Below are 24,606 nucleotides of genomic sequence, written 5' to 3'. Positions count from 1 at the left end.
TCCCGAAGAAGCGCGCAGGCTGCGATCTTTTAACACGGACTCAGCGTTTGCGCAGAATCACGCTACCAATCGAATAACCGGCACCGAACGAGCTCAGTACCGCCAGCGAACCGGCCGCCAGATCGTCCTGGTACTTGTGGAAAGCGATCACGGAACCGGCGGAGCTGGTGTTGGCGTAGGTGTCGAGAATCACCGGGGCTTCTTCTTCGGTGGCTTCGCGGCCCAGCAACTTGCGCACGATCAGGTGGTTCATGCTCAGGTTGGCCTGGTGCAGCCAGAAACGCTTCACGTCGCCAACGTTGAGCTTGTTCTCTTCCAGATGCTCGCCGATCAGCTCGGCCACCATCGGGCAGACGTCCTTGAACACCTTGCGACCTTCCTGCACGAACAGTTTGTCGCGGGCACCGATGCCCTCTTCCGCTGCGCGGTTGAGGAAGCCGAAGTTGTTACGGATGTTGTTCGAGAACTTGGTCAGCAGTTTGGTGCTGACCACGTCGAACTGGTGTTTCGACGTCGCCGTATCGGCACGCTCGATGACGACGGCGGTGGCGGCGTCACCGAAAATGAAGTGGCTGTCGCGGTCGCGGAAGTTCAGGTGACCGGTGCAGACTTCCGGGTTGACCATCAGGATCGCCCGGGCCTGGCCCAGTTGCACGGTGTTGGCGGCTTGCTGGATGCCGAAAGTCGCCGACGAGCAGGCGACGTTCATGTCGAAACCGAAACCCTGGATGCCCAGCGCTTCCTGGACTTCGATGGCGATGGCCGGGTAGGCGCGTTGCAGGTTGGAGCAGGCGACGATCACACCGTCGATGTCGGCGGCGGTCTTACCGGCACGCTGCAGGGCTTGTTCGGCGGCACCGATGGCCATCTGGCAAAGCACCGACCACTCGTCGTTGGAACGCTCCGGCAGGCGTGGCGCCATGCGCGCAGGGTCGAGAATGCCGTCCTTGTCCATGACAAAGCGGCTCTTGATGCCCGAGGCTTTTTCGATAAACGCGGCACTGGATTCGGTCAGGGCCTGGATTTCACCGCTGGCGATGGCGTCAGCGTTGTCGGCGTTGAACTGCGCGACGTAGGTATTGAAAGACTGCACCAGCTCTTCGTTGGAGATGCTGTTGGCCGGGGTGTACAGGCCGGTGCCGCTGATGACGACGTTATGCATGGTCGTTTCTCTAATCTGTTCAGGCAGAAAGTGCTGGCACCGACGTGCCAACACGCAAAGGGTCTATTCCCATAGAGGGGACGCAAAAACCTGGCATCGCTTTATTCCGACCTCACCCGCGGCTGACAAGGCTCAAAACCGCGGGGCCGGCGTTTATAGGCGCGAAGTTTGCCATAAACCTTGGCATTTGGCGCCTTTTGCAGGATCGGAGGTCAGGCCTCGACCTGCGTCCACTGTTTGTTCAGGCGCTTATCGGAGATCGGCACTTTCGTCCCCAACTGCTGGGCGAACAACGAAACCCGATACTCTTCCAGCCACCAGCGATACAGCTCGAGCTGCGGATCGCGTTTGCCTTCCTGAGCATGTTTGGCCGCGCGCGTCTGGTATTGCGTCCAGAGCCCGGCGAGTTCGCCGCTCCAGACCCGATCCTTCTGCACCTGCGCGCCCAGTTTTTCGAAACGTTGCTCGACGGCCTTCAGATAACGCGGCAACTCCTTGAGCCACAGCATCGGCGTTTCGCGGACGAAGCCCGGATACACCAGATGGCTGAGCTGCAGCTTGATGTCGTTAAGCGCCACCGCCTGAGCCAGGTCGATCTTGCCCTTGAAGCGTTTTTGCAGACCGTGCCAGAGCTTGAGGATTTCCAGGGTCAGACGCGCCACCCGTTCGGCGTGCTCGGTCCAACTGCCACGCTTGCGCTCGGCCAGTGCCGCCAGACCTGCGCCGTCACGAGGCAACGGGTCTTCGCCATCAAGAATGCAGCTATCGAGGCTGGCCAGCAGAATGTCTTCCACCAGCGCATCGACCCGGCCCAGTTCGCGGTACAACAAGCCCAGTTCGGTCAGGCCCGGCAACTTGCCGCGCAGGAACTTGGCCGGTTCAGCCAGTTGCTGCATCAACAGTCGCTGCAAGGCGCGGCGATGCTGGAACTCGGCTTCGGCCGGGGTCGAGAAGCGACCTTCCTTGACCGTACCGCCCTCCTCCACCAGCGCCGGATAGACCGTCATCGACAGCCCGGCAATCTTCTGCTGAGTCTTTTCCGCCACCGCTGCGAAGACCTTGGCTTCCACCGGTTGCTGGCTTTTCGCGCTCTGCGGCACAGCCAATGCAGCCTGGCTGGCTTCGGCGAAACGTGCCGTCAGCTCCGCCAGATCACGCCCTTCGCCAAGGAACTTGCCCTGGCCGTCGACGATTTCCAGGTTCATCCGCAGATGGCTTTCGACCTGTTGCTCAGCTTCCGCCCAGGCTTCGTCGCTGACCCGCGCACCGGTCATGCGCAGCAGCTCCCGGCCCAGCGCTTGCGGCAACGAACCTTCGGCAAAGGTCATGCGTTGCAGCGCAGCCTTGATGAAGTCCGGCACCGGCACGAAGTTCTTGCGCAAGGCCTTGGGCAGGTTACGCACCAGCGCAATGCACTTGGCCTCGATCAGCCCCGGCACCAGCCATTCCAGGCGCTCCGGCGGCAGCATCGGCAACAGCGGTGCCGGTACGCGCAGGGTCACACCGTCACGCGGGTGATTCGGTTCGAAGTGATAACTCAGCGCCAGTTCCAGGTCGCCGATGTGCAGCGTGTCCGGGTAATGCTGGGCGGTGACTTCGCTGGCTTCGCGAGCCAGCACGTCTTCCTCGCGCATGATCAGCAGTTGCGGATCTTTCTGGCTGTTGACCCGATACCAACTGTCGAACGTCGCGGTCTGGTGGATCTCCGCCGGCAATCGCGCATCGTAGAACGCGAACAGGGTTTCCTCGTCGGCCAGAATGTCCCGGCGGCGAGCCTTGGCTTCCAGTTCGTCGAGTTGTTCCAGCAGTTGCTTGTTGGCCGTCAGGCATTTGGCCCGGGACTGAATCTCGCCACGCACCAGGCCTTCGCGGATGAACAGCTCCCGCGAGACCACCGGATCCACCGGCCCGTAATGCACCGGTCGACGGCCGACCACGATCAGGCCGAACAGCGTGATCTGTTCGAACGCCACAACCTGGCCGCGCTTCTTCTCCCAGTGCGGTTCGAAGTGGTTCTTCTTGATCAGGTGCCCGGCCAGCGGTTCGATCCAGTCGGCGTCGATCTTGGCCACCATCCGCGCATAGAGCTTGGTGGTTTCCACCAGTTCGGCGGTCATCACCCACTGCGGGCGCTTCTTGCCGATGCCCGACGACGGGTGAATCCAGAACCGCCGCTGACGGGCGCCAAGATAGTCGCCGTCCTCGGTTTTCTGACCGATCTGGCTGAGCAGACCGACCAGTACCGCTTTGTGCAGCTTCGGATAGTCCGCCGGCTCTTTATTGAGGCTCAGCTGCAAGTCGCGGCAGATCAGGCTCAACTGACGATGGGAATCGCGCCACTCGCGCAAGCGCAGGTAGTTGAGGAAATTCTTGCGGCACCAGTTGCGCAGCGGGCTGGCAGTCAGCGCCTGGCGCTGCTCTTCAAAACCGCGCCACAGATTGACCAGCCCGGCGAAGTCCGAATCGATGTCCTTCCACTGGGCGTGGGCCTGATCGGCCGCTTGCTGACGCTCCGGCGGACGCTCGCGCGGGTCCTGAATCGACATGGCACTGGCGACGATCAGCACTTCCTGCAGACTGCCGAGTTTTGCCGCTTCGAGCAGCATGCGGCCCATGCGCGGGTCCACGGGCAGGCGCGCCAACTGGCGGCCGAGCGGCGTCAGCTGACTGTTGCGATCCACTGCCGACAGCTCTTGCAGAAGGTTGAAACCGTCGCTGATCGCCTTGCCGTCCGGCGGCTCGATGAACGGGAAATCCGTGATCTCGCCGAGGCGCAGATGCAGCATCTGCAGGATCACTGCAGCAAGGTTGGTGCGCAGGATTTCCGGATCGGTAAATTCCGGCCGACCGAGGAAATCCTCCTCGCTGTACAAGCGCACGCAGATACCCGGCTCGACCCGGCCGCAACGACCTTTACGCTGGTTGGCGCTGGCCTGGGAAATTGCTTCGATCGGCAGCCGCTGGACCTTGGCGCGGTAGCTGTAGCGGCTGATGCGCGCGGTGCCGCTGTCGATCACGTAACGGATACCCGGCACGGTCAACGACGTTTCGGCGACGTTGGTCGCCAGCACCACGCGACGGCCTGGGTGGGACTGGAAGATCCGCTGCTGTTCGGCCGGCGACAGGCGCGCGTACAACGGCAGGATTTCGGTGTGTTTGAGCTGGGCCTTGCGCAACATATCGGCGGCGTCGCGAATCTCGCGCTCGCCCGGCAGGAACACCAGCACGTCGCCGGGACTGCGACGTTCGCTGCGCTCGTAAGCGGCGATTTCGTCGAGGGTGGCGAGGATCGCCTGATCCACGGTCAGGTCGTCCTCGACGCGGTTGCCCTCTTCGTCCTGCTCCAGGGTCAGCGGGCGATACCAGGTTTCAACCGGGAAGGTGCGGCCGGACACTTCGACAATCGGCGCATCGTCAAAGTGCTTGGAAAAGCGCTCCAGATCGATGGTCGCCGAGGTGATGATGACTTTCAGGTCCGGACGACGCGGCAGCAGGGTTTTCAGGTAACCGAGCAGGAAGTCGATGTTGAGACTGCGTTCGTGGGCTTCGTCGACGATGATCGTGTCGTAGCGTTCGAGGTAGCGGTCGTTCTGGGTTTCCGCCAGCAGGATGCCGTCGGTCATCAGTTTGATCAGGGTGTTGGAGTCGCTCTGGTCTTCGAAGCGCACCTGATAGCCGACCAGCGCCCCCAGCGGCGTACCGAGTTCTTCGGCGACCCGGCTGGCCACGCTGCGCGCCGCAATTCGACGCGGCTGGGTGTGGCCGATCAGGCCATGTTGGCCGCGACCGATTTCCAGACAGATTTTCGGTAACTGGGTGGTTTTACCCGAGCCGGTTTCGCCGGCGATGATCAGCACCTGGTGCTTTTCCAGGGCCTTCTTGATTTCGTCACGCTTGGCCGCAATTGGCAGGCTGTCGTCGTAACGGATCACCGGCAGGCTAGCCTTGCGCGCCAGCACTTGATCGCAGGACGCCTGCATGCGCGCCACCCACTGGGCCAGCTTGGCCTCGTCGGGTTTCTTGCGCAGCTCAAGCAACTGCCGCCGCAGCCGGTGACGGTCGGCGAGCATGGCGTGATCGAGGTTTTTCAGCAGTTTGTCGATGGAGGGCGATTCGTCGGTCATCGGGTACGCAATTCGGTCGTCTAGTGGCGCAAGGACGCGATTGTCGCAGATTTGGCTTCTACTGTGGCGAGGGAGCTTGCCCCCGCTCAATTGCGCAGCAATCGCGGCCCGGACTGGCAGGTGGTTCCAGGGCTGCTTTGCAGCCCTGCGGGAGCAAGCTCCCTCGCCACAGAGTGTTCGCTCGCAGAGTTATTCGTTATCGAGGCCCTTGCGCCGATACGGAAAGACGTCGATAACCTTTCCGGCCCGGATCGCCTCCTGCAAGCCCTTCCAGTAATCGGCGTTGTACAACTCGCCATGCAACTGATCGAACAGTTTGCGCTGCGCCGCATCGGCAAACAGGAACGGCGGAAACTCTTCAGGGAACACATCCAGCGGACCGATCGAGTACCACGGTTCGGAGGCCATTTCATCCTCCGGCGTGCGCGGTGCCGGGATATGACGGAAGTTGGCTTCGGTGAGAAAGCAGATTTCGTCGTAGTCGTAGAACACCACCCGGCCATGGCGGGTGACGCCGAAGTTTTTCAGCAGCATGTCGCCGGGGAAGATGTTGGCCGCCGCCAGTTGCTTGATCGCCAGACCGTAATCCTCCAGCGCTTCGCGTACCTGGGCTTCGTTGGCGTTGTCCAGATAGAGGTTCAGCGGGGTCATCCGGCGTTCGGTCCAGCAGTGGCGGATCAGCACGGTTTCGCCTTCGAGCGACACCGTGGACGGCGCGACTTCCAGCAATTCCGCCAGGCAGGCTGGATCGAATTTGCTCAGCGGAAAACGGAAGTCGGCGAACTCCTGGGTATCAGCCATGCGCCCGACGCGGTCGACGCTTTTTACCAGTCGGTACTTCTCGATCACCGTGGCGCGGTCGACGTTTTTCGACGGCGAGAAACGGTCCTTGATGATCTTGAACACGGTGTTGAAGCCCGGCAACGTGAACACGCTCATGACCATACCGCGCACGCCCGGCGCCATGATGAATTGGTCATCGGTATTGGCCAGGTGGTTGATCAGCGCGCGGTAGAACTCCGATTTACCGTGCTTGTAGAAACCGATCGAGGTGTACAGCTCGGCGATGTGCTTGCCCGGCAGGATGCGCTTGAGGAAGCCGATGAACTCCGCCGGCACCGGTACATCCACCATGAAATACGAACGGGTGAACGAGAAGATGATCGACACATCGGCTTCGTCGGTGATCAGCGCGTCGATCTGTATCCCCCGCCCCTCGCGGTGCAGCAGCGGAATCACCAGCGGCCACTGATCGTCGTTGGTGTAGATGCGTCCGACCAGATAGGCACCCTTGTTGCGGTACAGCACCGAGGAAAACAACTCGACGCTCAGTTCCGGGTCCTTGCACACCCAGTCCGGCAGGTTCTCGCGCAGTTGCGCTTCCAGACGCTGCAAGTCGCGGGGCAAGTCGGCATATGCCTCGCCGAAACGGTAATCGGCAAAGATGCTCGCGAGCATGCCCGACAACTGCCCTTGCGGCTTGTAGGTGCGGGTCTGCGCAGCCCGTGCGCGACGCAGGCTCGGCCGGGTGGTGTGGATGAACATGCAGCCGTCGCTGATCAGGTCGTGGCTGAACAGGCCGCAGAAAATCGAGTTGTACCAGGTCTCGGAGAGTTCATCGTCGAAGCGCAGGTCGATGATGCTGATGTAGGCGCTTTTCACCAACGGCCAGCAACTGACCTCCATCAGCGTGTCCGGCTCGAAATACTCGCGCAGGCGCGCTATGGTTTCGTTGACCTTGTCTTCGTAGAGGTTGATCCGCGCCGCCGACGCGGTTTGCGTCTCCTGCCAGCGCGCCTGCTCGAAGCGTTCCCGGGCGCCGTCGGTGATCCGCCGGAAATGCTCGCGGTAATCGTCAAAGCCATCGAGGATCATGCGGGCGATGTCGGTGGCTGGCCATTGCTGCGGCATAGATGAGACCTCTGCGGGAATTGAAGAATCTGCGCTCGAAGGCCTGAGCTTAGCCACGGAAGCGGGGGCAGGAGAAGTGCAATTTCTGCCAAATCCTCGACCGGGTTGTACAACGACACAGTTTTTATCAAAGTTTTTTGAATCGACCGTTCGGTCAATAAACATCCTGAACGGCACTTCCCCCCGCACGGCGCCAGCCCGCGTCTTCTCTGGGTTTCGGATCCAATTTATCAACGACATCTCTAGTCCGCGCCTTTGCACGAGGTGTTCACGCCTGTCCATTCCTCGCGGCGTCGGTCAAAACGGCCCTTACCAAGATACTGGCACTTTGATATACAGCCCGCCATCACCCGCCTCACAACAAGATCCTCGGCCCACGAGGACGACCTCTCCCCCAATGCCCAAGGAGCACATTGATGTCTATCCGGAATCTGCGCATAGGTTTGCGCGCCAGTTTGAGTTTTGCCGTTCTGGCCAGCCTGCTGGTGGTGGTTGGCCTGTTCGGCCTGGGTCAGATGAAAACCCTGCGTGAGAGCGCGGCGGTGATCGAAGAATCGTGGATGCCCAGCATCGAAAGCATCCATGACGCGGCAGCGAACATCGCCAGCATCCGCCTCGAATCCCTGCGCCTGATCACCAGCACCCAGGCGGCCATTCGCGAACGAAGCAAAGGCATTCTCACCGCGCAACGCCAGGAATTGCTCAAGCGCCTCGACGACCATAAAGCTTTGATCGCCAACGATCAGGAACGGGCGATGCTGGAAGGTCTGGGCGCCGACACGGCCAAGTACCTGAGCATCCTCGACCAGATCCTCAAGCAGATCGACGTCGGGCAAAACGATCAGGCTTACGCGCGCCTGACCAATGAACTGGCGCCGCAGGGCACGGTACTCGATAAGACGCTGGAGCAAATGATCAGCCTCAATCAGCAAGGTGCGGATGCCGCTGCCAGGTCTGCGGCGGCGATGTACCAGCAGGCGCTGTGGATCGTCGCCACGATCATCGTCATCGCCCTGATCGCCACGCTGCTGCTGGCCTGGCTGCTGACCCGCAGCATCACCGCGCCGATCAATCAGGCGTTGAACGTGGCACGACGCATTGCCTCGGGAGACCTCAGTGGTCGCATCGACAGCGAGGGCCGGGACGAAGCCGCGCAGTTGCTCAGCGCTCTGGCTGAAATGCAGGGCAATCTGCGCTCGACCATCCGCGGCATCAGCGAGTCAGCCCAGCAACTGGCCTCCGCCGCCGAGGAAATGAGTTCGGTGATGGAACAAAGCACCCGCGGCCTGCAACAGCAGAACGACCAGATCGAACAGGCCGCCACCGCGGTTACCGAGATGAGCACGGCGGTGGATGAAGTCGCGGCCAATGCGGTGTCCAGTGCCGAAGCGTCCGAAGCCTCGAACGAGGACAGCAAGCACGGGCACGTGCAGGTCAGCGAGACCATCAACTCGATTCAGGAACTGGTCAGCGCGGTGCTCGGCGCCTCCGAACAGGCCGAGGGCCTCGCGACCCAGGCTCAGGACATCAGCAAGGTGCTGGAAGTGATTCGCGGCATCGCCGGGCAGACCAACCTGCTGGCACTCAACGCCGCCATTGAAGCGGCGCGGGCCGGCGAGGCCGGACGCGGGTTTGCGGTGGTCGCCGACGAGGTTCGCTCGCTGGCGCAACGCACGCAAAATTCCACCGAAGAAATCGAGCTGATGATCAGCAGCATCCAGCAAGGCACCGGCGCCACGGTCGGCGCGTTGCAAAGCAGCGCCGAACAGGCCAGCCAGACCCTGCGCCGAGCCAACAGCGCGGGCCATGCACTGGAGAAAATCACCGCGTCGATTTCGCAGATCAACCAGCGCAACCTGGTGATCGCCAGCGCCGCCGAACAACAGGCGCTGGTGGCCCGGGAAGTCGACGAAAACCTGGTGACCATCCGCGACCTGTCGACCCAGACCGCCGCCGGCGCGACCCAGACGTCTGCCGCCAGTCAGGAACTGTCGCGCCTGGCCGTCGACCTGAACGGCCTGGTGACGCGCTTCGTGCTCTGACGGGAAAATTAAATGCCCGTTTAGCGGTTGCCATCGTCAGGGCGCTCGGCAACACTCTCGTCCCCATCAAGGAAGGAGTTGCCCGTGAGCCCTGTCGATATTTTCCGCATGTTGTCGCTGGCCGCGATCTGGGGTGCGAGTTTCCTGTTCATGCGCATCATCGCCCCCACGATCGGCACCGTTCCTACCGGATTTTTCCGGGTCTCGATCGCGGCGGTCGGATTGCTCGTGATCCTAGGCCTGATGCGCATCAGCTGGGATTTCAAAGGCAAACTCAAGACCGTGATGCTGCTGGGCGTGATCAACTCCGGCGTTCCGGCCACCTTGTATTCCGTCGCCGCCCAAGTGCTGCCGGCCGGGTACTCCGCAATCTTCAATGCCACCACGCCGCTGATGGGCGTGTTGATCGGCGGGCTGTTCTTCAGTGAAAGACTCACGGTGGCCAAACTGGCCGGGGTTTTCCTTGGCCTGCTCGGCGTGGGCGTGCTGACCCGCGCCGGCCCGGTCGCGTTCGACCTGCCGCTGTTGATGGGCGCTGTTGCCTGCCTGCTCGCAACGACTTGCTACGGCTTCGCCGGGTTCCTCGCCCGGCGCTGGCTGGATCAGGCCGGCGGGCTCGACAGCCGTCTTTCGGCGCTGGGCAGCATGCTCGGTGCGACGTTGTTTCTGCTGCCATTGTTCGGCTACAGCGTCATCACTCAGCCGCCGGTGAGCTGGGGTGGCTGGAATGTCTGGCTGTCACTGCTGGGCCTGGGTCTGGGCTGCACCGCATTTGCCTACATCATCTACTTCCGCCTGCTGAGCTCCATCGGGCCGGTGAAATCGATGACGGTGACCTTCATGATCCCGCCGTTTGGCGTGCTGTGGGGCGCGTTGTTTCTCGATGAACCGCTGTCGATGGCCCACGTGTATGGCGGGGTATTGATCGCGATTGCGCTGTGGCTGGTGTTGAAGCCGGCGGCGGTGAAACCGGTAGAAGTCGCGACTCGCTGATCGGCAGATGTAAAAAGGCCCGGGAGTTTCCTCCCGGGCCTTTTTCATGCGCGTTTCTTATGCCGATTTACGGAACACAAAGACCAGACCGACGATGATCAACAGCATCCCCAGCACGCTCAACGCCGCCAGGCGATTGCCGAAGATCAGGTAATCCATCACCGCCGTCACCGCCGGCACCAGATAGAACAGACTGGTGACATTCACCAGATTGCCCCGGGCGATCAGTCGGTACAGCAGCAAGGTCGCCAGCACCGACACCACCAGTCCCATCCAAAGCACCGGCACGATGAAGCCGGCGCTGTGCTCGAAGTGAAAAGGCTGGAACGGCACGAAGATCCCGCACAACAACAGCCCCGCCAGATACTGCACCGGCAGCGTGCCGAGAGGATTGTCGGTGATGCGCTTCTGCATGATCGAGCCGAACGTCATGCTAGCCAGTGCCAGCAGACCGAACAGCATTCCCGCCAAAGACATCCCGGCCAGACCAATGCCCTGGTAGACCACCATGATCAGACCGGCCAGTCCCAGCGCCAGACCGAAAATGCGGCTCGCCGAGCGCTGACGCTCCATGATCACCACCGTGAGAATCGGTTGCACACCCATGATGGTGGCCATCACGCCGGGGGTGACCTTCAGGTCCAGTGCCAGCAGATAGAAGATCTGGTAAGCCCCCAACAACACCACCCCGGTGGCCATCGCATACAGCATCGGCCTGCCACCCTTGGGCAGTTTCAGCTTGAGCAACGGCACCAGCAGCACCAGCCCGCACAGGGCAATCACAAAACGGATCAGCAGAAAGGCAAAGGGCGAAGCGTGGGCCAGCCCCCACTTTGAGAAGATCGCCCCGCTGCTCCACAGCAGAACGAACAGGCTCGTGGACGCCACCGCGAGCGCGGACTTTTTCGAAAGGACAAACATGAATACCACCTGTAGTCAGGCAAATAGCCAACTCAGCCGAAGCTGAAATTCAGTAGGTTTTTTCAGGCGGGCACAGGGGTCAGCAGAAAACGCTGATCAGCCCGAAACGCCAACGCCCGGCGGTGATACGACTGCGCACACCGGCGTGCTACTGACAGGTGGGGGGTAATGACTGATCTGCACAGACTGCTGATTCCCGCACGGCACGACGCCAGCGTTGACCGCTGAATCGACTACCGCGTTGATGAGGGATGCAGGCATTGGGCTGATCTTTTTTGAAGGGTTGAAAGGTGAGCCGTAGAACTCACGAGCGCCGACTATAACCAGCCTGCGACATGGATTGCAATGAGTTGGACAAAGGGCCAGTAGCGACAGGCTGAGGGCAGGCGCATAGGCTCGTTTGCAATTGCAACGACCATTGATGGGGATATGGAATGCGCGAGATCACATGCCAAGGGAACGGAATCATCTGCGGTATCAGTTGTACAAGTCGCAGGCAAGAAAACTTGCCCGCGCTGCCACTACTCAACTCCAGATTGATCTGGAGATGGCTGGCCCCACAACTCTTGACCTATCGAAAGTACGTTTCGAACCTATCGACTCGTTGGCGCTGAGCGCTTTTGAATGTTGGGAGAGCCCGCACTTTTCATGGGTAGACGTCATTGGATGGAAAGCACGCGAACCTCTCGCTCTCGACATCGCAATCTGGTTTGAATCTGAACTGTGCGGACTTTGCTTTGCCAACCCGAATAAAAGTCGACGACGCATTCGAATCGTACGACTGGAGGGGCGGCCAAGAGAAACTCATCCATTGAAAAACCGCGTTGCACCGTTATCCGTTCTGGCTATTGAGCAATACGCCCGCATCATTGGCAGCAGTTTGATCGAGGCTCAAGAGCCATTCCAGGGAGCAGTGCCAATTTACGAACAGCTCGGCTTCGGTCTGGATAACGATGGTCGTCTTGTCAAAACAGTAGGGAGCCTAGTATTGTGAAAAACGCTCAAATATTGATCAACCACGGTGGGAACATGCGCAAAGAAATAAAAAAGTCCCCCAGAAAGAAAAAACCGCACGCAATGAAGGGTGAAGCTGATCCGACTGTACTGACAGCCAGTCAACGGCGGCTCCTACAGATCATTGCAACGGGTACCGCTATCGATGAACCAAGCTTACTCGCTGGCCGTCCCTGATTCAGAAAACAAAAAACCGCTCAAGTGAGCGGTTTTTCATTTCTGCATTCAGCCTCAACCAAACAGCCAATACCCCAGCAACGTCAACACCACCACCGCCAGCACCGGCCGCATTACGCGGTAGGCCTTTGGATTGCGGCGTTTCCACTGTTTGACCACACCGCTGAACCGGTCGCTGAAGTTCTTGGTCCAGGCATAGGCCTGGTTAATCCCGCCGACGCGTTCGTCGTCGAGGTTCTGCGGTGCGGTGGCGCGACCCAGCCAGGCGCTGATGAAGCGGTTGATGCGGGTCATCAGGCGATTGCTCAGCGGACGCTCGATGTCGCAGAACAGGATGACGCGGGTCTTTTCGGTTTCGTTCTTGACCCAGTGCACGTAGGTCTCGTCGAACATCACATCTTCACCGTCGCGCCAGGCGTAGACCTGACCGTCGACGAAGATCCGGCAATCGTCGGAGTTGGGCGTCGACAGACCGAGGTGATAGCGCAGGGAACCGGCGAACGGATCGCGGTGCGGATTCAAATGGCTGCCGCCCGGCAACAGCGCGAACATCGCACCCTTGACGTTGGGGATGGCACTGACCAGTGCCACGGTTTTCGGGCACAGGGTTTCGGCCGATGGCAGCGGTTTGTCGTACCACTTGAGGTAGAAACGCTTCCAGCCCTTCTTGAAGAACGAGCCGAAACCGGCGTCGTTGTTCTTCTCGGCGGCGCGGATGTAGCCCTCGTCGAACAGGTGCATCGCTTCGTCGCGGATGGTTTCCCAGTTGTCGCGCAGCACGTCCAGTTCCGGGAATTTGCTGCGATCCAGATAGGGCTTGGACGGCACGCCGGAGAACAGGTACATCAACGCGTTGTACGGAGCGAACAGCGCCGAATGGTTGACGAACTGACGCAGCACCGGCAAACGCGCCTTGCCGCGCAAATGCACGTAGAGGATGCTGCCCACAAACAGCAGCAACACCGACACCTTGGCGGCTAACGAAAAGGTCATCAACAACTCCTTGAAAAAAGACAACGCCACGCAATGTCATTTACCCGACATGGCGGCCGGCCATGATAAACACTACCGGCTCCGGGAAAAACCCGCCCGACCCAAGATTCAGTGTTAAGAATTGCGCAACAAAGCATTAATTAACATAACGGTCCTGAACCCTGGCTGACCTGAATCAACGGGACGCTTACTGCTGGTTTTCCTGATCGGTGAACAGATCGCTGAACAGCATGCTCGACAGATAACGCTCACCGGAGTCCGGCAGCACCACCACAATGGTCTTGCCCTGCATTTCCGGGGTTTCCGCCAGGCGCACTGCAACGGCCATCGCGGCACCGCAGGAAATGCCGCACAAAATCCCCTCTTCCTGCATCAGGCGCAAGGCCATCGCCTTGGACTCTTCATCAGTCACGCGCTCGACCCGGTCGACCATCGACAGATCCAGGTTCTTTGGTACGAAACCGGCGCCAATGCCCTGAATCTTGTGCGGGCTCGGCTTGATCTCTTCGCCGGCCAGCGCCTGGGTGATCACGGGCGAAGACACCGGCTCCACCGCCACCGACAGAATCGGTTTGCCCGCCGTATTCTTGATATACCGCGACACACCGGTGATGGTTCCGCCGGTGCCGACGCCCGCCACCAGTACATCGATCGCACCGTCGGTGTCGTTCCAGATTTCCGGACCGGTGGTTTTTTCGTGGATGGCCGGGTTGGCCGGGTTGTCGAACTGGGACGGCATGAAGTATTTGCCCGCGTCGCTGGCGACGATCTCGTTGGCCTTTTCGATTGCGCCTTTCATGCCTTTGGCAGGCTCGGTCAGCACCAGCTCGGCACCCAGCGCCTTGAGCACCTTGCGCCGCTCGATGCTCATCGAGGCCGGCATGGTCAGCATCAATTTGTAACCGCGAGCGGCCGCCACAAAGGCCAGGCCGATGCCGGTATTGCCCGAGGTCGGCTCGACGATGGTCATGCCCGGCTTGAGTTTGCCGCTGCTTTCGGCGTCCCAGATCATGTTCGCGCCGATCCGGCACTTCACCGAATAGCCCGGGTTGCGACCTTCGATCTTGGCCAGGATGGTCACGCCACGAGGCGCAATGCGGTTGATCTGCACCAGCGGCGTATTGCCGATGGAATGGGCGTTGTCAGCAAAAATGCGGCTCATGGCTGGGTCCTTATGCAGCGTTGAATTCAGCTCTCCAAGGTAAGCCTGTTGCTCCTGCCAGTCCAGTCGGGTCGAACGTCTGCTACAGGCGGCAGTCCATCGCTTAACACCGTTCGGGAATTGCCGCCATGAAGCGTCGCTACCGCTGGCCGTTGTGGATCCTCGCCACTGTCGTTGTGCTACTGATCGCCCTGCACATCGCCCTGCCCTACCTCGTGCGCGACTATCTGAATGACAAGCTGGCCAACATGGGCGACTACCGTGGGCAGGTCACCGATGTGGACCTGGCCCTGTGGCGCGGTGCGTACAAGATCAACGGACTGAAGATCGTCAAGGTCGACGGCAAGGTGCCGGTGCCCTTCGTCAATGCACCGTTGATCGATCTGTCCGTCAGTTGGCATTCGCTGTGGTACGACCACGCGGTAGTAGCGCAGGTGAAGTTTTTCAGACCCGAAGTCAATTTCGTCGATGGCGGTGCCAACAAACAGAACTCCCAGACCGGTAAAGGCACCGACTGGCGCGCGCAGTTGGGCAAGCTGCTGCCGATCACTCTCGACGAAGTGCAGATCAATGATGGTCGCATCAGTTTCCGCAACTTCAACTCCAAACCGCCCGTGAACATGAACGCTACGAACGTCGAAGCGAGCATTTACAACCTGACCAACGTCGTCGACACCCAGGGCAAGCGTGATGCCCGCTTCGAAGGCAAGGCCCTGCTGCTGGGCCAGGCGCCACTGGAAACCTCCGCCACCTTCGACCCGCTGAGCAACTTCGAAGACTTCGAGTTCCGCCTGCGTGCCCGCGACCTCGAACTCAAGCGCATGAACGACTTTGCCTCGGCCTATGGCAAGTTCGACTTCAACGCCGGCCACGGCGACGTGGTCATCGAGGCCCAGGCCAAAAAAGCCCAGCTGACGGGCTACATCAAGCCGTTGCTGCGCGACGTTGAAGTGTTCAACTGGCAACAGGATGTGGAAAACAAGAACAAAAGCATCTTCCGCTCAGTCTGGGAGGCACTGGTCGGCGGTACTGAAACCGTGCTGAAAAACCAGGCCAAAAACCAGTTCGCAACCAAGGTCGAACTCAGCGGCAGCGTCCATCAGCAAGATATCAGCGCGTTCGAAGCGTTTTTGCAGATTTTGCGCAATGGATTCATCCAGGCATTCAATGCCCGGTATGAGCGTCCGAAGCCGGATGCGGGTTGAGTCAACATGTGACGCCCCATTCAGAGACTGAATAAGCCGTCTGCGTTCACAGTCGACCGGGCTGCGCGTTATAGTCGGGCATCCGATTATTTCGCCCCCGCCCTGCCCGTTCAGGTCGGCGTTACCGTTCGAGGATTAGCAGATGAAGTTCGAAGGCACCCAGGCCTACGTCGCCACCGATGACCTGAAGCTGGCGGTCAACGCCGCCATCACCCTGGAGCGGCCGCTGCTGGTCAAGGGCGAGCCGGGCACCGGCAAGACCATGCTCGCCGAGCAACTGGCCGAATCGTTCGGCGCCAAGCTGATCACCTGGCACATCAAGTCCACCACCAAGGCCCATCAGGGCCTGTACGAGTACGATGCGGTCAGCCGTCTGCGCGACTCGCAACTGGGCAATGAAAAAGTCCACGACGTGCGCAACTACCTGAAGAAGGGCAAGCTCTGGGAGGCGTTCGAGTCTGAAGAACGCGTGATTCTGCTGATCGACGAAATCGACAAGGCCGACATCGAGTTCCCCAACGATCTGTTGCAAGAACTCGACAAGATGGAGTTCTACGTTTACGAGATCGACGAGACCATCAAGGCCAAGAAGCGTCCGATCATCATCATTACCTCCAACAACGAGAAAGAGCTGCCGGACGCTTTCCTGCGCCGCTGCTTCTTCCATTACATCGCGTTCCCCGACCGCACCACCCTGCAGAAAATCGTCGATGTTCACTACCCGGACATCAAGAAGGACCTGGTCAGCGAAGCGCTGGACGTGTTCTTCGACGTGCGCAAGGTGCCGGGCCTGAAGAAGAAGCCATCGACCTCGGAACTGGTGGACTGGCTGAAACTGCTGATGGCCGACAACATCGGCGAAGCGGTGCTGCGCGAACGCGATCCGACCAAAGCCATCCCGCCGCTGGCCGGTGCGCTGGTGAAGAACGAACAGGACGTGCAACTGCTTGAGCGCCTGGCGTTCATGAGCCGTCGCGGCACCCGCTAAGAGGCTGACGCCATGTTGCTCAACCTGTTCAATGAAATGCGTGCAGCCAAGGTACCGGTGTCGGTGCGCGAGCTGCTCGACCTGATCAACGCGCTGAAACAGCGCGTGACGTTCGCCGACATGGACGAGTTTTACTACTTGTCCCGAGCGATTCTGGTGAAGGACGAACGGCATTTCGACAAGTTCGACCGTGCGTTCGGCGCCTACTTCAACGGCCTGGAAAAGCTCGACGATCACTTGCAGGCGCTGATTCCCGAAGACTGGCTGCGCAAGGAGTTCGAGCGCTCGCTGACCGACGAGGAACGCGCGCAGATCCAGTCCCTCGGCGGCCTGGACAAGCTGATCGAAGAGTTCAAGAAGCGCCTGGAAGAACAGAAGGAACGCCACGCCGGCGGCAACAAATGGATCGGCACCGGCGGCACCAGCCCGTTCGGCTCCGGCGGTTTCAACCCGGAAGGCATCCGGGTCGGCGATGCCGGCAAGCGCCAGGGCAAAGCGGTGAAAGTCTGGGATCAGCGCGAGTACAAGAATCTCGACGACTCCGTGGAACTGGGCACCCGCAACATCAAGGTCGCCCTGCGCCGCCTGCGCAAATTCGCCCGCCAGGGTGCGGCCGAAGAGCTGGACATTGACGGCACCATCGACCACACCGCCAAGGACGCCGGCCTGCTGAACATCCAGATGCGCCCGGAGCGGCGCAACACGGTGAAACTGTTGCTGCTGTTCGACATCGGCGGCTCGATGGACGCCCATGTGAAGATCTGCGAGGAACTGTTCTCGGCCTGCAAGACCGAGTTCAAGCATCTGGAGTACTTCTACTTCCACAACTTCATTTATGAATCGGTGTGGAAGAACAACATGCGCCGCACCTCCGAGCGCACCTCAACCCAGGACCTGCTGCACAAGTACGGTGCTGACTACAAAGTGATCTTCATCGGTGACGCCGCCATGGCGCCTTATGAAATCACCCAGGCCGGCGGCAGCGTCGAGCACTGGAACGAAGAGCCGGGTTACGTGTGGATGCAGCGCTTCATGGAGAAGTACAAGAAGCTCATCTGGATTAACCCGTACCCGAAAGATACGTGGGGCTACACCTCATCGACCAATATCGTGCGGGATCTGATCGAGGATCAGATGTATCCGCTGACGTTGCGCGGGCTGGAAGAAGGGATGCGGTTTCTGTCCAAGTAATCCGGGTTCACTCCCCCGCCAGCGGCGGGGGAAACGATCAAAAACGCTTCAGATACTCGACATGTTCCCGGTGCGCGACGTCCTGCACCACCGGGCGCAACCTGACCTTCGCCCCCGGCAGACACTGTGCCAATCGGGCCAGCGCCAACGGCGTCAACGCTCCCAATCGCGGATACCCGCCAATGGTCTGCCGATCATTGAGCAACACGATCGGCTGCCCGTCCGGCGGCACCTGCACCGCGCCCAGCGGGATGCCCTCGGAAATCATTGGCTGGCCCTGATACTGCAACGCCGTCCCCAACAGACGAATACCCATGCGGTCGGCACGACTGTCCAGCGTCCAGGCACTGTTGAATGCATCGAACAGGCTCTGTCCGCCGAACTGGCCGATTTGCGCGCCGAGTACCAGATCGAGCGGTGCGTCGAGGCGCAGATCCGGTCGATGCTGTGCCGGAACCTCACGCACCAACTGGGTTTCGCCCTGATAACTCAGCGAAGCACCCTTGGCCAGCGGCAAGCCAAAACCATCGAGGCCGCCGAGCTCTTCGCGCACCACCGTGGCACTGCTGCCCAACACTTTCGGCGCACTGAAACCACCGGGCGCCGCCAGATAGGCCCGAGCCCCCAACAACGGTTGGGTGAACTTCAAGGTCTGCCCTTTGCGCAGCTTGAAACTGCGCCACGGCGCCAACGTTTCACCGTCAATTTGCGCGCCAAGATCGGCGCCAGCCAACGCCAACAGACAGTCCTCCTCAGCCACCACCGCAAACCCGCCGAGGGTGATTTCGATCACCGGCAAATCCAGGCCATTACCCAGCAGCCAGTTGGCCCAGGCCATCGACCGCCAGTCCGCCGCGCCGCCCTGGGTCACACCCAGATGACGCACGCCGAATCGTCCGGCGTCCTGCAACAGGCACAGCGGTGTGCTCGCTTCAATTGTCAGTCGGCTCATGCCATGGCCTCCAGAGGCGTGTCGTCACCGCCGAGACGGATGAATTCGGCGTGGCTCACTACTTCGAAACGCACGGTATCGCCGGGCTGCATCAGGCTGTAGCCCTCGCGTTCACGGTCGAACAGTTTTGCCGGCGTGCGACCGATCAGGTTCCAGCCGCCGGGAGACACCACCGGATACGCCGCTGTCTGCCGCTCGGCGATGCCGACGCTGCCGGCGGCGACTTTCTTGCGCGGCGTATTCAGACGCGGTGCTGCCAGCACTTCTTCCACCAGCCCCATGAAGGCAAACCCCGGTGCAAAACCCAGGGCGAACACCTGATATTCACGCGCACTGTGACGGCGGATCACTTCTTCCACCGACAAACCACTGCGCTGCGACAGCAGGCTCAGTTCCGGGCCGACACTCAAGTCGTACCACACCGGCAGCACGTGACACTGGCCGCCGGTTCGCGCATTGGGCGAAAGGTCGACCAAGGCTTCGGCGATCAACTCCCGGGCCTGACTCGGGCTCAATGCCGTCAGGTCGTAATGCACCATCAACGTGGTGTACGACGGCACCAGATCAATCAAATGCTCGCCGAACACCGTGCGCAACCGCTCGCTGGCGGCGAGCATCCACGGCATGTTGGCTTCGGCGATTTCATCGAACAGGCGCAGCATCAGGCAATCCAGTGCCACCACTTCCACCCGCGGATTCATGGCGCGCTCTGCTCGTTCAAGGCCTGACGAATGCGTTGCACGGCCGCAACCGAACTGGCGTTGTCGCCGTGTACGCACAAGGTGTTGGCTTGCAGGTGCAGCGCGCTGCCGTCGCTGGCGGTGAGGTTGTCGCCCCGGGCGATGGTCAGTGCTTGCCCGATGATGGTTTCGGCGTCGTGATGCACCGCCCCCGGCAGTTGCCGCGAGACCAGTCGGCCGGCGCTGTCGTAGGCGCGGTCAGCGAAGGCTTCGAACCACAGGGTTACACCGTATTCGTCGCCAAGTTGTTGCGCCGCCGTGTTGTCACGGGTCGCCATCAGCATCAGCGGCAAGCTGCGGTCGTAAGCTGCGACTGCCTGGATCACCGCCCGCAACTGCGCCGGGTTGGCCATCATGTCGTTGTACATTGCGCCGTGGGGTTTGACGTAACTGACTTTTCCACCCTGGGCACGGCAAATGCCGTCGAGGGCGCCGATCTGGTAATGCAGGATGTCTTGCAGTTCCTGGGCGGTGTACGCCATGGAGCGCCGACCGAAACCCACCAGATCCTGATAGGCCGGATGCGCGCCGATCTGCACGCCGTGGCTCAGGGCCAGGCTGACGGTCTTGCGCATGATGCTCGGGTCGCCGGCGTGGAAACCGCAGGCAATGTTGGCGCAATCGATGAAGGGCATGACCTCCGCGTCCAGACCCATGGTCCAGTTGCCGAAGCTCTCGCCGATGTCACAGTTCAATAGCAGGCGGCTCACGGTGAACACTCCTGTAGCTGTTATCTTTTTGTGCTGTAGGACAGTTGTCGCAGGTTATCAGTTACTGCGCGTCCAGTTGCTTGCCACGGGTTTCCGGCAGGCTCAAAGCCGCGAGGATCACCACGCCGTAGGACACTGCCGCAAAGGCACCGATACCTACGCTCAGCGGCACCTTCTGGCTGAGCAGCCCGATCAGCAGCGGGAACAATGCCGCCAGCGCCCGGCCGATGTTGTAGCAAAAGCCCTGCCCCGAACCGCGAATCCGCGTCGGAAACAGTTCGGTGAGAAACGCGCCCATGCCACTGAAAATCCCCGAGGCAAAGAAGCCCAGCGGGAAACCCAGCCACAGCATCACGCCATTGCTGACCGGCAATTGGGTGTAGAGCAGAACGATGGTGAACGAACCGACCGCGAACAGGATGAAGTTCTTCTTGCGCCCCAGCAGGTCGGTCAAATAAGCGCTGATCACGTAACCGACGTAGGAACCGACGATCACCATCGCCAGATAACCGCCAGTGCCGAGTACGCTCAAGCCGCGCTCGTTCTTCAGAAAAGTCGGCAGCCAGGAGGTGATCGCGTAGTAACCGCCAAGGGCACCAGTAGTCAGCAACGAAGCACGGATCGTGGTGAAGAGCATGCCGGGGGCGAAGATCTCGTAGAACTTCGACGGACTTTCCGGAGTTTGCCTGGCCTTGGCTTCGCGGTAGATCTCCGGATCTTTCACCAGACGGCGGACGAAAATCACGAACACCGCCGGCACGATGCCGAGGATGAACAATGCGCGCCAGGCATCTTCCGGTGGCAGCACCGAGAACAGCAGCGCATACAGAATGGCCGTCAGGCCCCAGCCCAACGCCCAGCCGGATTGCACCATGCCCACCGCCTTGCCGCGATCCTTGGCCCGAATGACTTCACCGATCAGCACCGCGCCGGCGGTCCATTCGCCGCCGAAACCGAAGCCCATCAGGGTGCGGGCGATCAGCAATTGCTCGTAGTTCTGGGCGAAGCCACAGAGAAAAGTGAAGAAGGCGAACCACAACACCGTCAGTTGCAGGGTGCGCACGCGGCCGATGCGGTCGGAGAGAATCCCCGCCACCCAGCCGCCGATGGCCGAGGCGATCAAGGTGCTGGTGTGAATCAATCCGGCCTGACCCGTGGTGATGCCCCACATCGCAATCAGGGTCGGCACCACGAAGCTGAGCATCTGGGTGTCCATGCCGTCCAGACCGTAGCCGATCTTGCAACTCCAGAAGGTGCGACGCTCCTGCTGATTGATGTTGCGATACCAGTCGAACGGTCCGGGACGGGCCGTGGCCTTTGACAAAGGGAGGGTGTCGGGAGCACTCATGGCAAATCTCCGCAATTATTATTGGTCTTGTTCGTAGCCCCGACGACGCCTATCGTGGGACCGGATGCGTCGATTTTTGGGTGCGTCACCCGGTCGCGTCCAACGAATAAAAACCCGCCCAAGACATAAGAAAAATTTGTTGCCATGAACCTGAAGTTTCTCGAGACCTTTGTCTGGGTCGCCCGGCTGAAGAGTTTTCGCCTGACCGCTGACAAGCTGTTCACCACCCAGGCTTCGATCTCCAGCCGGATCGCGGTGCTCGAGGGCGAGCTTGGGGTGAAGCTGTTTCTGCGCGACTCACGCGGCGTCAGCCTGACCCCCGAAGGCCTGAAAGTGCTGGAATACGCCGAGCAGATGCTCGACACGATGCAGGCGCTGAAGCAGTCGATCGAAACCCGATCGAGCAAGGTCGGCCGGGTGCGCATCGGGGTGATGGACACGGTGATTCACACCTGGCTCAGCCCGCTGGTGGCGCAGATGACCGATCTGTATCCACGGGTGGAAATCGAGCTGGTGGCGGATACGTCGCTGAACCTCTGCGATCAGCTGCAAAAAGGCTTTCTCGATCTGATCCTGCAAACCGATCTGGTACGCCATGAAAGCGTGCGCAGCCTGGAACTGGCCAGTCACCCCATCGGCTGGATCGTCGCCAGCAATTCGATCTACAACCGCAACTACCAAAGCCTCGCCGACCTGGCGCAGGAACGGATCATCACCTACTCGAAAAACTCCCGGCCACATCAGGACATTCTGGCGCTGATGCAGGCTGCGAGCGTGCTGGCGCCACGCTTGAACTGTGTGAATTCGGTGTCGGCGATCACCCGGTTGTTGCGTGATGGCTTCGGTATTGGCGCACTGCCTCCGGTGCTGGTGGCCGAGGAACTGGCGCGAGGCGAACTGACCCTGCTCGACATCGATCAACGACCACCCGATCTACAAGTGGTAGTGTCGTGGCGGGTCGGTGTGGAATGGGTCGAAGAGATTGTGACGTTGTGTCAGCAGGTGCTGGAGGGGTATGCGCGCAAGGTCGGCACGGATTACATCGTTCTGAGTTGATCGTTCCCACGGCGTGGGAACGATGCATCGAAGCTTACAGCCCGCGCACATCCCGGTCTTCGATCGGCCGGCTCTGGCGCAGGCGCTTGCCGCCCAGCACCACCCAGTCGATCAGACGGAACAGGCATTCGAGGCCGAACGACAGCAACAACGCGCCACTCATGCCCCAGATCATCGCTTCCGGCGTCAGCAGAATCTGATAGCTGTAGCCGTTCCAGGTCTCCTTGCGGATGTCCGGATCGGCGGCCAGCGCCACTTGCAGAACACGGATGTACCACGGGCCCTGCATGGCCTGGAACTGCTTATCCAGTGCGGTCTGACGCACGAGCAAAGTGCTCAGGCTGTCGGCATCGCTGCGAAACACAGGGTCTTCACTGGCGCGATAATGAGCGACCAGCGCCTGAATATCACCTTTGAAAAACTGCTCGGCAGTGCCCTGGAAGCCACGCAGACCGGTCTGCGCCTCGATCAGATGCGCTTCGACCCGCTTGGCGTAATCGTTGATGAATCCCGGCACCTGGACACCGATCAACAGGCCCGCCGCAAACAACACCAGCCGTAGATAACTGAGCAACATCGGGGAGAGATCCTTTATTCGGTCGTGCCTTGGCTTACGCATTCGCCGCGTCGCCACAGGCTCCATTGGCCCGGTTCGTAGCGGGTCCAGGTTTCGTTTTCGGTCAAGGGTTCGGTGGCAATCACCGTGACCACGTCGTTGGGCGTGGTTTCGGCCTGGAAGTCGACAATCACATCGACGTCCTTGAGCCGCGCCGGGCCGAATGGTGCACGACGGGTGATCTGCGCAAGTTTGGTCGAGCAATAGCAGAACAGCCAGTCGCCGTCGCTGAGCAGGCAGTTGAACACGCCTTTGCTGCGGTATTCGGCGCAAGCGGCGACCAGATCCGGCAGCAGCACTTCTATATCGACCGGTTCCGGAAACGCTGCACGTACGCGGTTGAGCAAATCGCAGAACGCCGCTTCGCTGTCGGTATCGCCGACCGGGCGGTAGAAACTCTTGATCGGGGTGAAATCGGCGAGCTGGCCATTGTGCGCGAAGCACCAGTTGCGCCCCCACAGTTCGCGGACGAACGGGTGGGTGTTGGACAGGCAGACCTTGCCGACGTTGGCCTGGCGGATATGACCGATCACCACTTCGCTCTTGATCGGATAACGCTGCACCAGATTGGCGACTTCCGACTCGCAGCTGGCCGCCGGGTCCTGGAACAGCCGCAACCCGCGACCTTCATAGAACGCGATGCCCCAGCCGTCGCGGTGCGGGCCGGTGCGACCGCCGCGCTGCATCAGCCCGGTGAAGCTGAACACGATGTCGGTCGGCACGTTGGCGCTCATGCCCAATAGTTCACACATGTGCGGACTCTCGTGATTACAGACGCGGCTCGACGCGCATGCGCTGCGGATTGTTCGGCAGCGGTGGACGGCCATAACGATCATCGCCGGCGGCGCCGAACGGTTGATCGCCGTCACGTTCGTCGTCGGCACGGGCGGCAGCGCGGGCGGCCTCGGCCTGTTCCTTGCGAGCCTTCGAAGCGCGTTCGATCGGGAAGCGGATCAGCACGAAAATCAGGTACAGGCCGAACGCGATCATGGCGTACATGAGCAGTTCGGAAATCGCACGAAAGGCGTTGTTGCCCACCTTGAACGCCAGATCCAGCGCCGTGATGGCGATGGACGGGGCGAATTTTTCCTTCACCGGGTCGATGATGGTCGGGCTGAACAGCAGCACCGCCATCAGCACACGCAGCGGCTCGCGCAGCCAGCGCCACATCCAGCGGGTCATGCGCATCCACACCAACAGGCAGCCCACGGCGGCAAAGGCGTAAAGGCCCCAGGCGATCAGATAGTCGTTCTCGGTCATGGTGTCCATGGCAAGGCAGGCAAAGAGGCGCTTATAGTAAC

20 protein-coding genes are annotated in these 24,606 nt (G+C 60.7%); 7 read left to right on the top strand and 13 right to left on the bottom strand.

Annotated elements, in window-relative coordinates:
* Window positions 1-40: 40 nt before the first annotated feature.
* The 3 genes from AC1RME_RS20045 to aceK all read right to left on the bottom strand — a co-directional run bounded on the left by AC1RME_RS20045 (window position 41) and on the right by aceK (window position 7,197).
* Window positions 41-1,162, bottom strand: a complete 1,122-nt coding sequence (locus tag AC1RME_RS20045) for a beta-ketoacyl-ACP synthase III (RefSeq protein ID WP_096819363.1) — start codon at window positions 1,160-1,162, stop codon at window positions 41-43.
* A 212-nt stretch (window positions 1,163-1,374) separates the two neighbouring features.
* Window positions 1,375-5,286: an ATP-dependent RNA helicase HrpA gene (gene hrpA, locus AC1RME_RS20040; protein ID WP_096819364.1), complete on the bottom strand. Its 3,912-nt coding sequence runs from the start codon at window positions 5,284-5,286 to the stop codon at window positions 1,375-1,377.
* A 189-nt stretch (window positions 5,287-5,475) separates the two neighbouring features.
* Window positions 5,476-7,197 (bottom strand): bifunctional isocitrate dehydrogenase kinase/phosphatase, encoded by a 1,722-nt coding sequence (aceK, locus tag AC1RME_RS20035; RefSeq protein ID WP_096819365.1) that lies wholly within the window; start codon window positions 7,195-7,197, stop codon window positions 5,476-5,478.
* Between the two features lie 416 nt (window positions 7,198-7,613).
* On the opposite strand from aceK, the gene AC1RME_RS20030 reads away from it, so the two are divergent.
* Window positions 7,614-9,239, top strand: a complete 1,626-nt coding sequence (locus AC1RME_RS20030) for a methyl-accepting chemotaxis protein (RefSeq protein ID WP_096819366.1) — start codon at window positions 7,614-7,616, stop codon at window positions 9,237-9,239.
* 84 nt (window positions 9,240-9,323) lie between these two features.
* Complete coding sequence (locus tag AC1RME_RS20025; protein ID WP_096819367.1) at window positions 9,324-10,232, top strand: DMT family transporter; 909 nt, start codon at window positions 9,324-9,326, stop codon at window positions 10,230-10,232.
* 57 nt (window positions 10,233-10,289) lie between these two features.
* Here AC1RME_RS20025 and AC1RME_RS20020 read toward each other — a convergent pair whose 3' ends face one another.
* A complete protein-coding gene (locus AC1RME_RS20020; protein ID WP_096819368.1) occupies window positions 10,290-11,153 on the bottom strand; it encodes a DMT family transporter in 864 nt (287 codons plus the stop codon).
* Window positions 11,154-11,601: 448 nt separating this feature from the next.
* On the opposite strand from AC1RME_RS20020, the gene AC1RME_RS20015 reads away from it, so the two are divergent.
* Complete coding sequence (locus AC1RME_RS20015) at window positions 11,602-12,147, top strand: hypothetical protein (RefSeq protein ID WP_096819369.1); 546 nt, start codon at window positions 11,602-11,604, stop codon at window positions 12,145-12,147.
* Between the two features lie 251 nt (window positions 12,148-12,398).
* On the opposite strand, the gene AC1RME_RS20010 is transcribed toward AC1RME_RS20015, so the two are convergent.
* Window positions 12,399-13,337 (bottom strand): aspartyl/asparaginyl beta-hydroxylase domain-containing protein, encoded by a 939-nt coding sequence (locus tag AC1RME_RS20010; protein WP_096819371.1) that lies wholly within the window; start codon window positions 13,335-13,337, stop codon window positions 12,399-12,401.
* Window positions 13,338-13,524: 187 nt separating this feature from the next.
* A complete protein-coding gene (gene cysK / locus AC1RME_RS20005) occupies window positions 13,525-14,499 on the bottom strand; it encodes a cysteine synthase A (protein WP_102620234.1) in 975 nt (324 codons plus the stop codon).
* 128 nt (window positions 14,500-14,627) lie between these two features.
* Between cysK and AC1RME_RS20000 the strand changes: the two genes are divergently transcribed.
* From AC1RME_RS20000 to AC1RME_RS19990, 3 genes are all read left to right on the top strand, one after another.
* The gene (locus tag AC1RME_RS20000; protein WP_096819373.1) at window positions 14,628-15,704 is read left to right on the top strand and encodes a DUF748 domain-containing protein; all 1,077 of its coding nucleotides are present in this window, start codon (window positions 14,628-14,630) and stop codon (window positions 15,702-15,704) included.
* Between the two features lie 142 nt (window positions 15,705-15,846).
* Window positions 15,847-16,692: an AAA family ATPase gene (locus tag AC1RME_RS19995; RefSeq protein ID WP_007911294.1), complete on the top strand. Its 846-nt coding sequence runs from the start codon at window positions 15,847-15,849 to the stop codon at window positions 16,690-16,692.
* Window positions 16,693-16,704: 12 nt separating this feature from the next.
* Window positions 16,705-17,883 carry a vWA domain-containing protein gene (locus tag AC1RME_RS19990; protein ID WP_007956512.1) on the top strand — a complete coding sequence of 393 codons (1,179 nt, stop codon included), beginning with the start codon at window positions 16,705-16,707 and terminating at the stop codon, window positions 17,881-17,883.
* A gap of 37 nt (window positions 17,884-17,920) precedes the next feature.
* On the opposite strand, the gene AC1RME_RS19985 is transcribed toward AC1RME_RS19990, so the two are convergent.
* The 4 genes from AC1RME_RS19985 to AC1RME_RS19970 form a co-directional block, all read right to left on the bottom strand.
* Entirely contained in the window at window positions 17,921-18,835 is a 915-nt protein-coding gene (locus AC1RME_RS19985; RefSeq protein ID WP_096819374.1) for a 5-oxoprolinase subunit C family protein, read from the bottom strand.
* A complete protein-coding gene (gene pxpB / locus AC1RME_RS19980; protein WP_096819375.1) occupies window positions 18,832-19,536 on the bottom strand; it encodes a 5-oxoprolinase subunit PxpB in 705 nt (234 codons plus the stop codon). Before pxpB ends, AC1RME_RS19985 begins: the two co-directional genes overlap by 4 nt.
* Window positions 19,533-20,285, bottom strand: coding sequence for a 5-oxoprolinase subunit PxpA (locus AC1RME_RS19975; RefSeq protein WP_096819376.1), 753 nt, complete (start codon window positions 20,283-20,285; stop codon window positions 19,533-19,535). Before AC1RME_RS19975 ends, pxpB begins: the two co-directional genes overlap by 4 nt.
* Window positions 20,286-20,346: 61 nt before the next feature.
* Window positions 20,347-21,633, bottom strand: a complete 1,287-nt coding sequence (locus AC1RME_RS19970; RefSeq protein ID WP_096819377.1) for an MFS transporter — start codon at window positions 21,631-21,633, stop codon at window positions 20,347-20,349.
* A gap of 144 nt (window positions 21,634-21,777) precedes the next feature.
* Here AC1RME_RS19970 and AC1RME_RS19965 point away from each other — a divergent pair, with 144 nt between their 5' ends.
* Window positions 21,778-22,689 (top strand): LysR family transcriptional regulator, encoded by a 912-nt coding sequence (locus tag AC1RME_RS19965; protein WP_096819378.1) that lies wholly within the window; start codon window positions 21,778-21,780, stop codon window positions 22,687-22,689.
* A gap of 34 nt (window positions 22,690-22,723) precedes the next feature.
* On the opposite strand, the gene AC1RME_RS19960 is transcribed toward AC1RME_RS19965, so the two are convergent.
* The 3 genes from AC1RME_RS19960 to AC1RME_RS19950 are packed head-to-tail and all read right to left on the bottom strand — an operon-like array spanning window position 22,724 to window position 24,574.
* Window positions 22,724-23,266: a DUF2937 family protein gene (locus AC1RME_RS19960; RefSeq protein ID WP_096819379.1), complete on the bottom strand. Its 543-nt coding sequence runs from the start codon at window positions 23,264-23,266 to the stop codon at window positions 22,724-22,726.
* 14 nt (window positions 23,267-23,280) lie between these two features.
* A complete protein-coding gene (locus tag AC1RME_RS19955; RefSeq protein WP_003222625.1) occupies window positions 23,281-24,057 on the bottom strand; it encodes a class II glutamine amidotransferase in 777 nt (258 codons plus the stop codon).
* Window positions 24,058-24,073: 16 nt separating this feature from the next.
* Window positions 24,074-24,574 (bottom strand): MFS transporter, encoded by a 501-nt coding sequence (locus AC1RME_RS19950; protein ID WP_096819380.1) that lies wholly within the window; start codon window positions 24,572-24,574, stop codon window positions 24,074-24,076.
* Window positions 24,575-24,606 lie beyond the last annotated feature (32 nt).

The organism is Pseudomonas sp. GW822-FHT03F08 (assembly GCF_058801265.1).
Note: the sequence above shows the minus strand (reverse complement) of the source record. Positions and strands in the feature narration are given on the sequence as shown.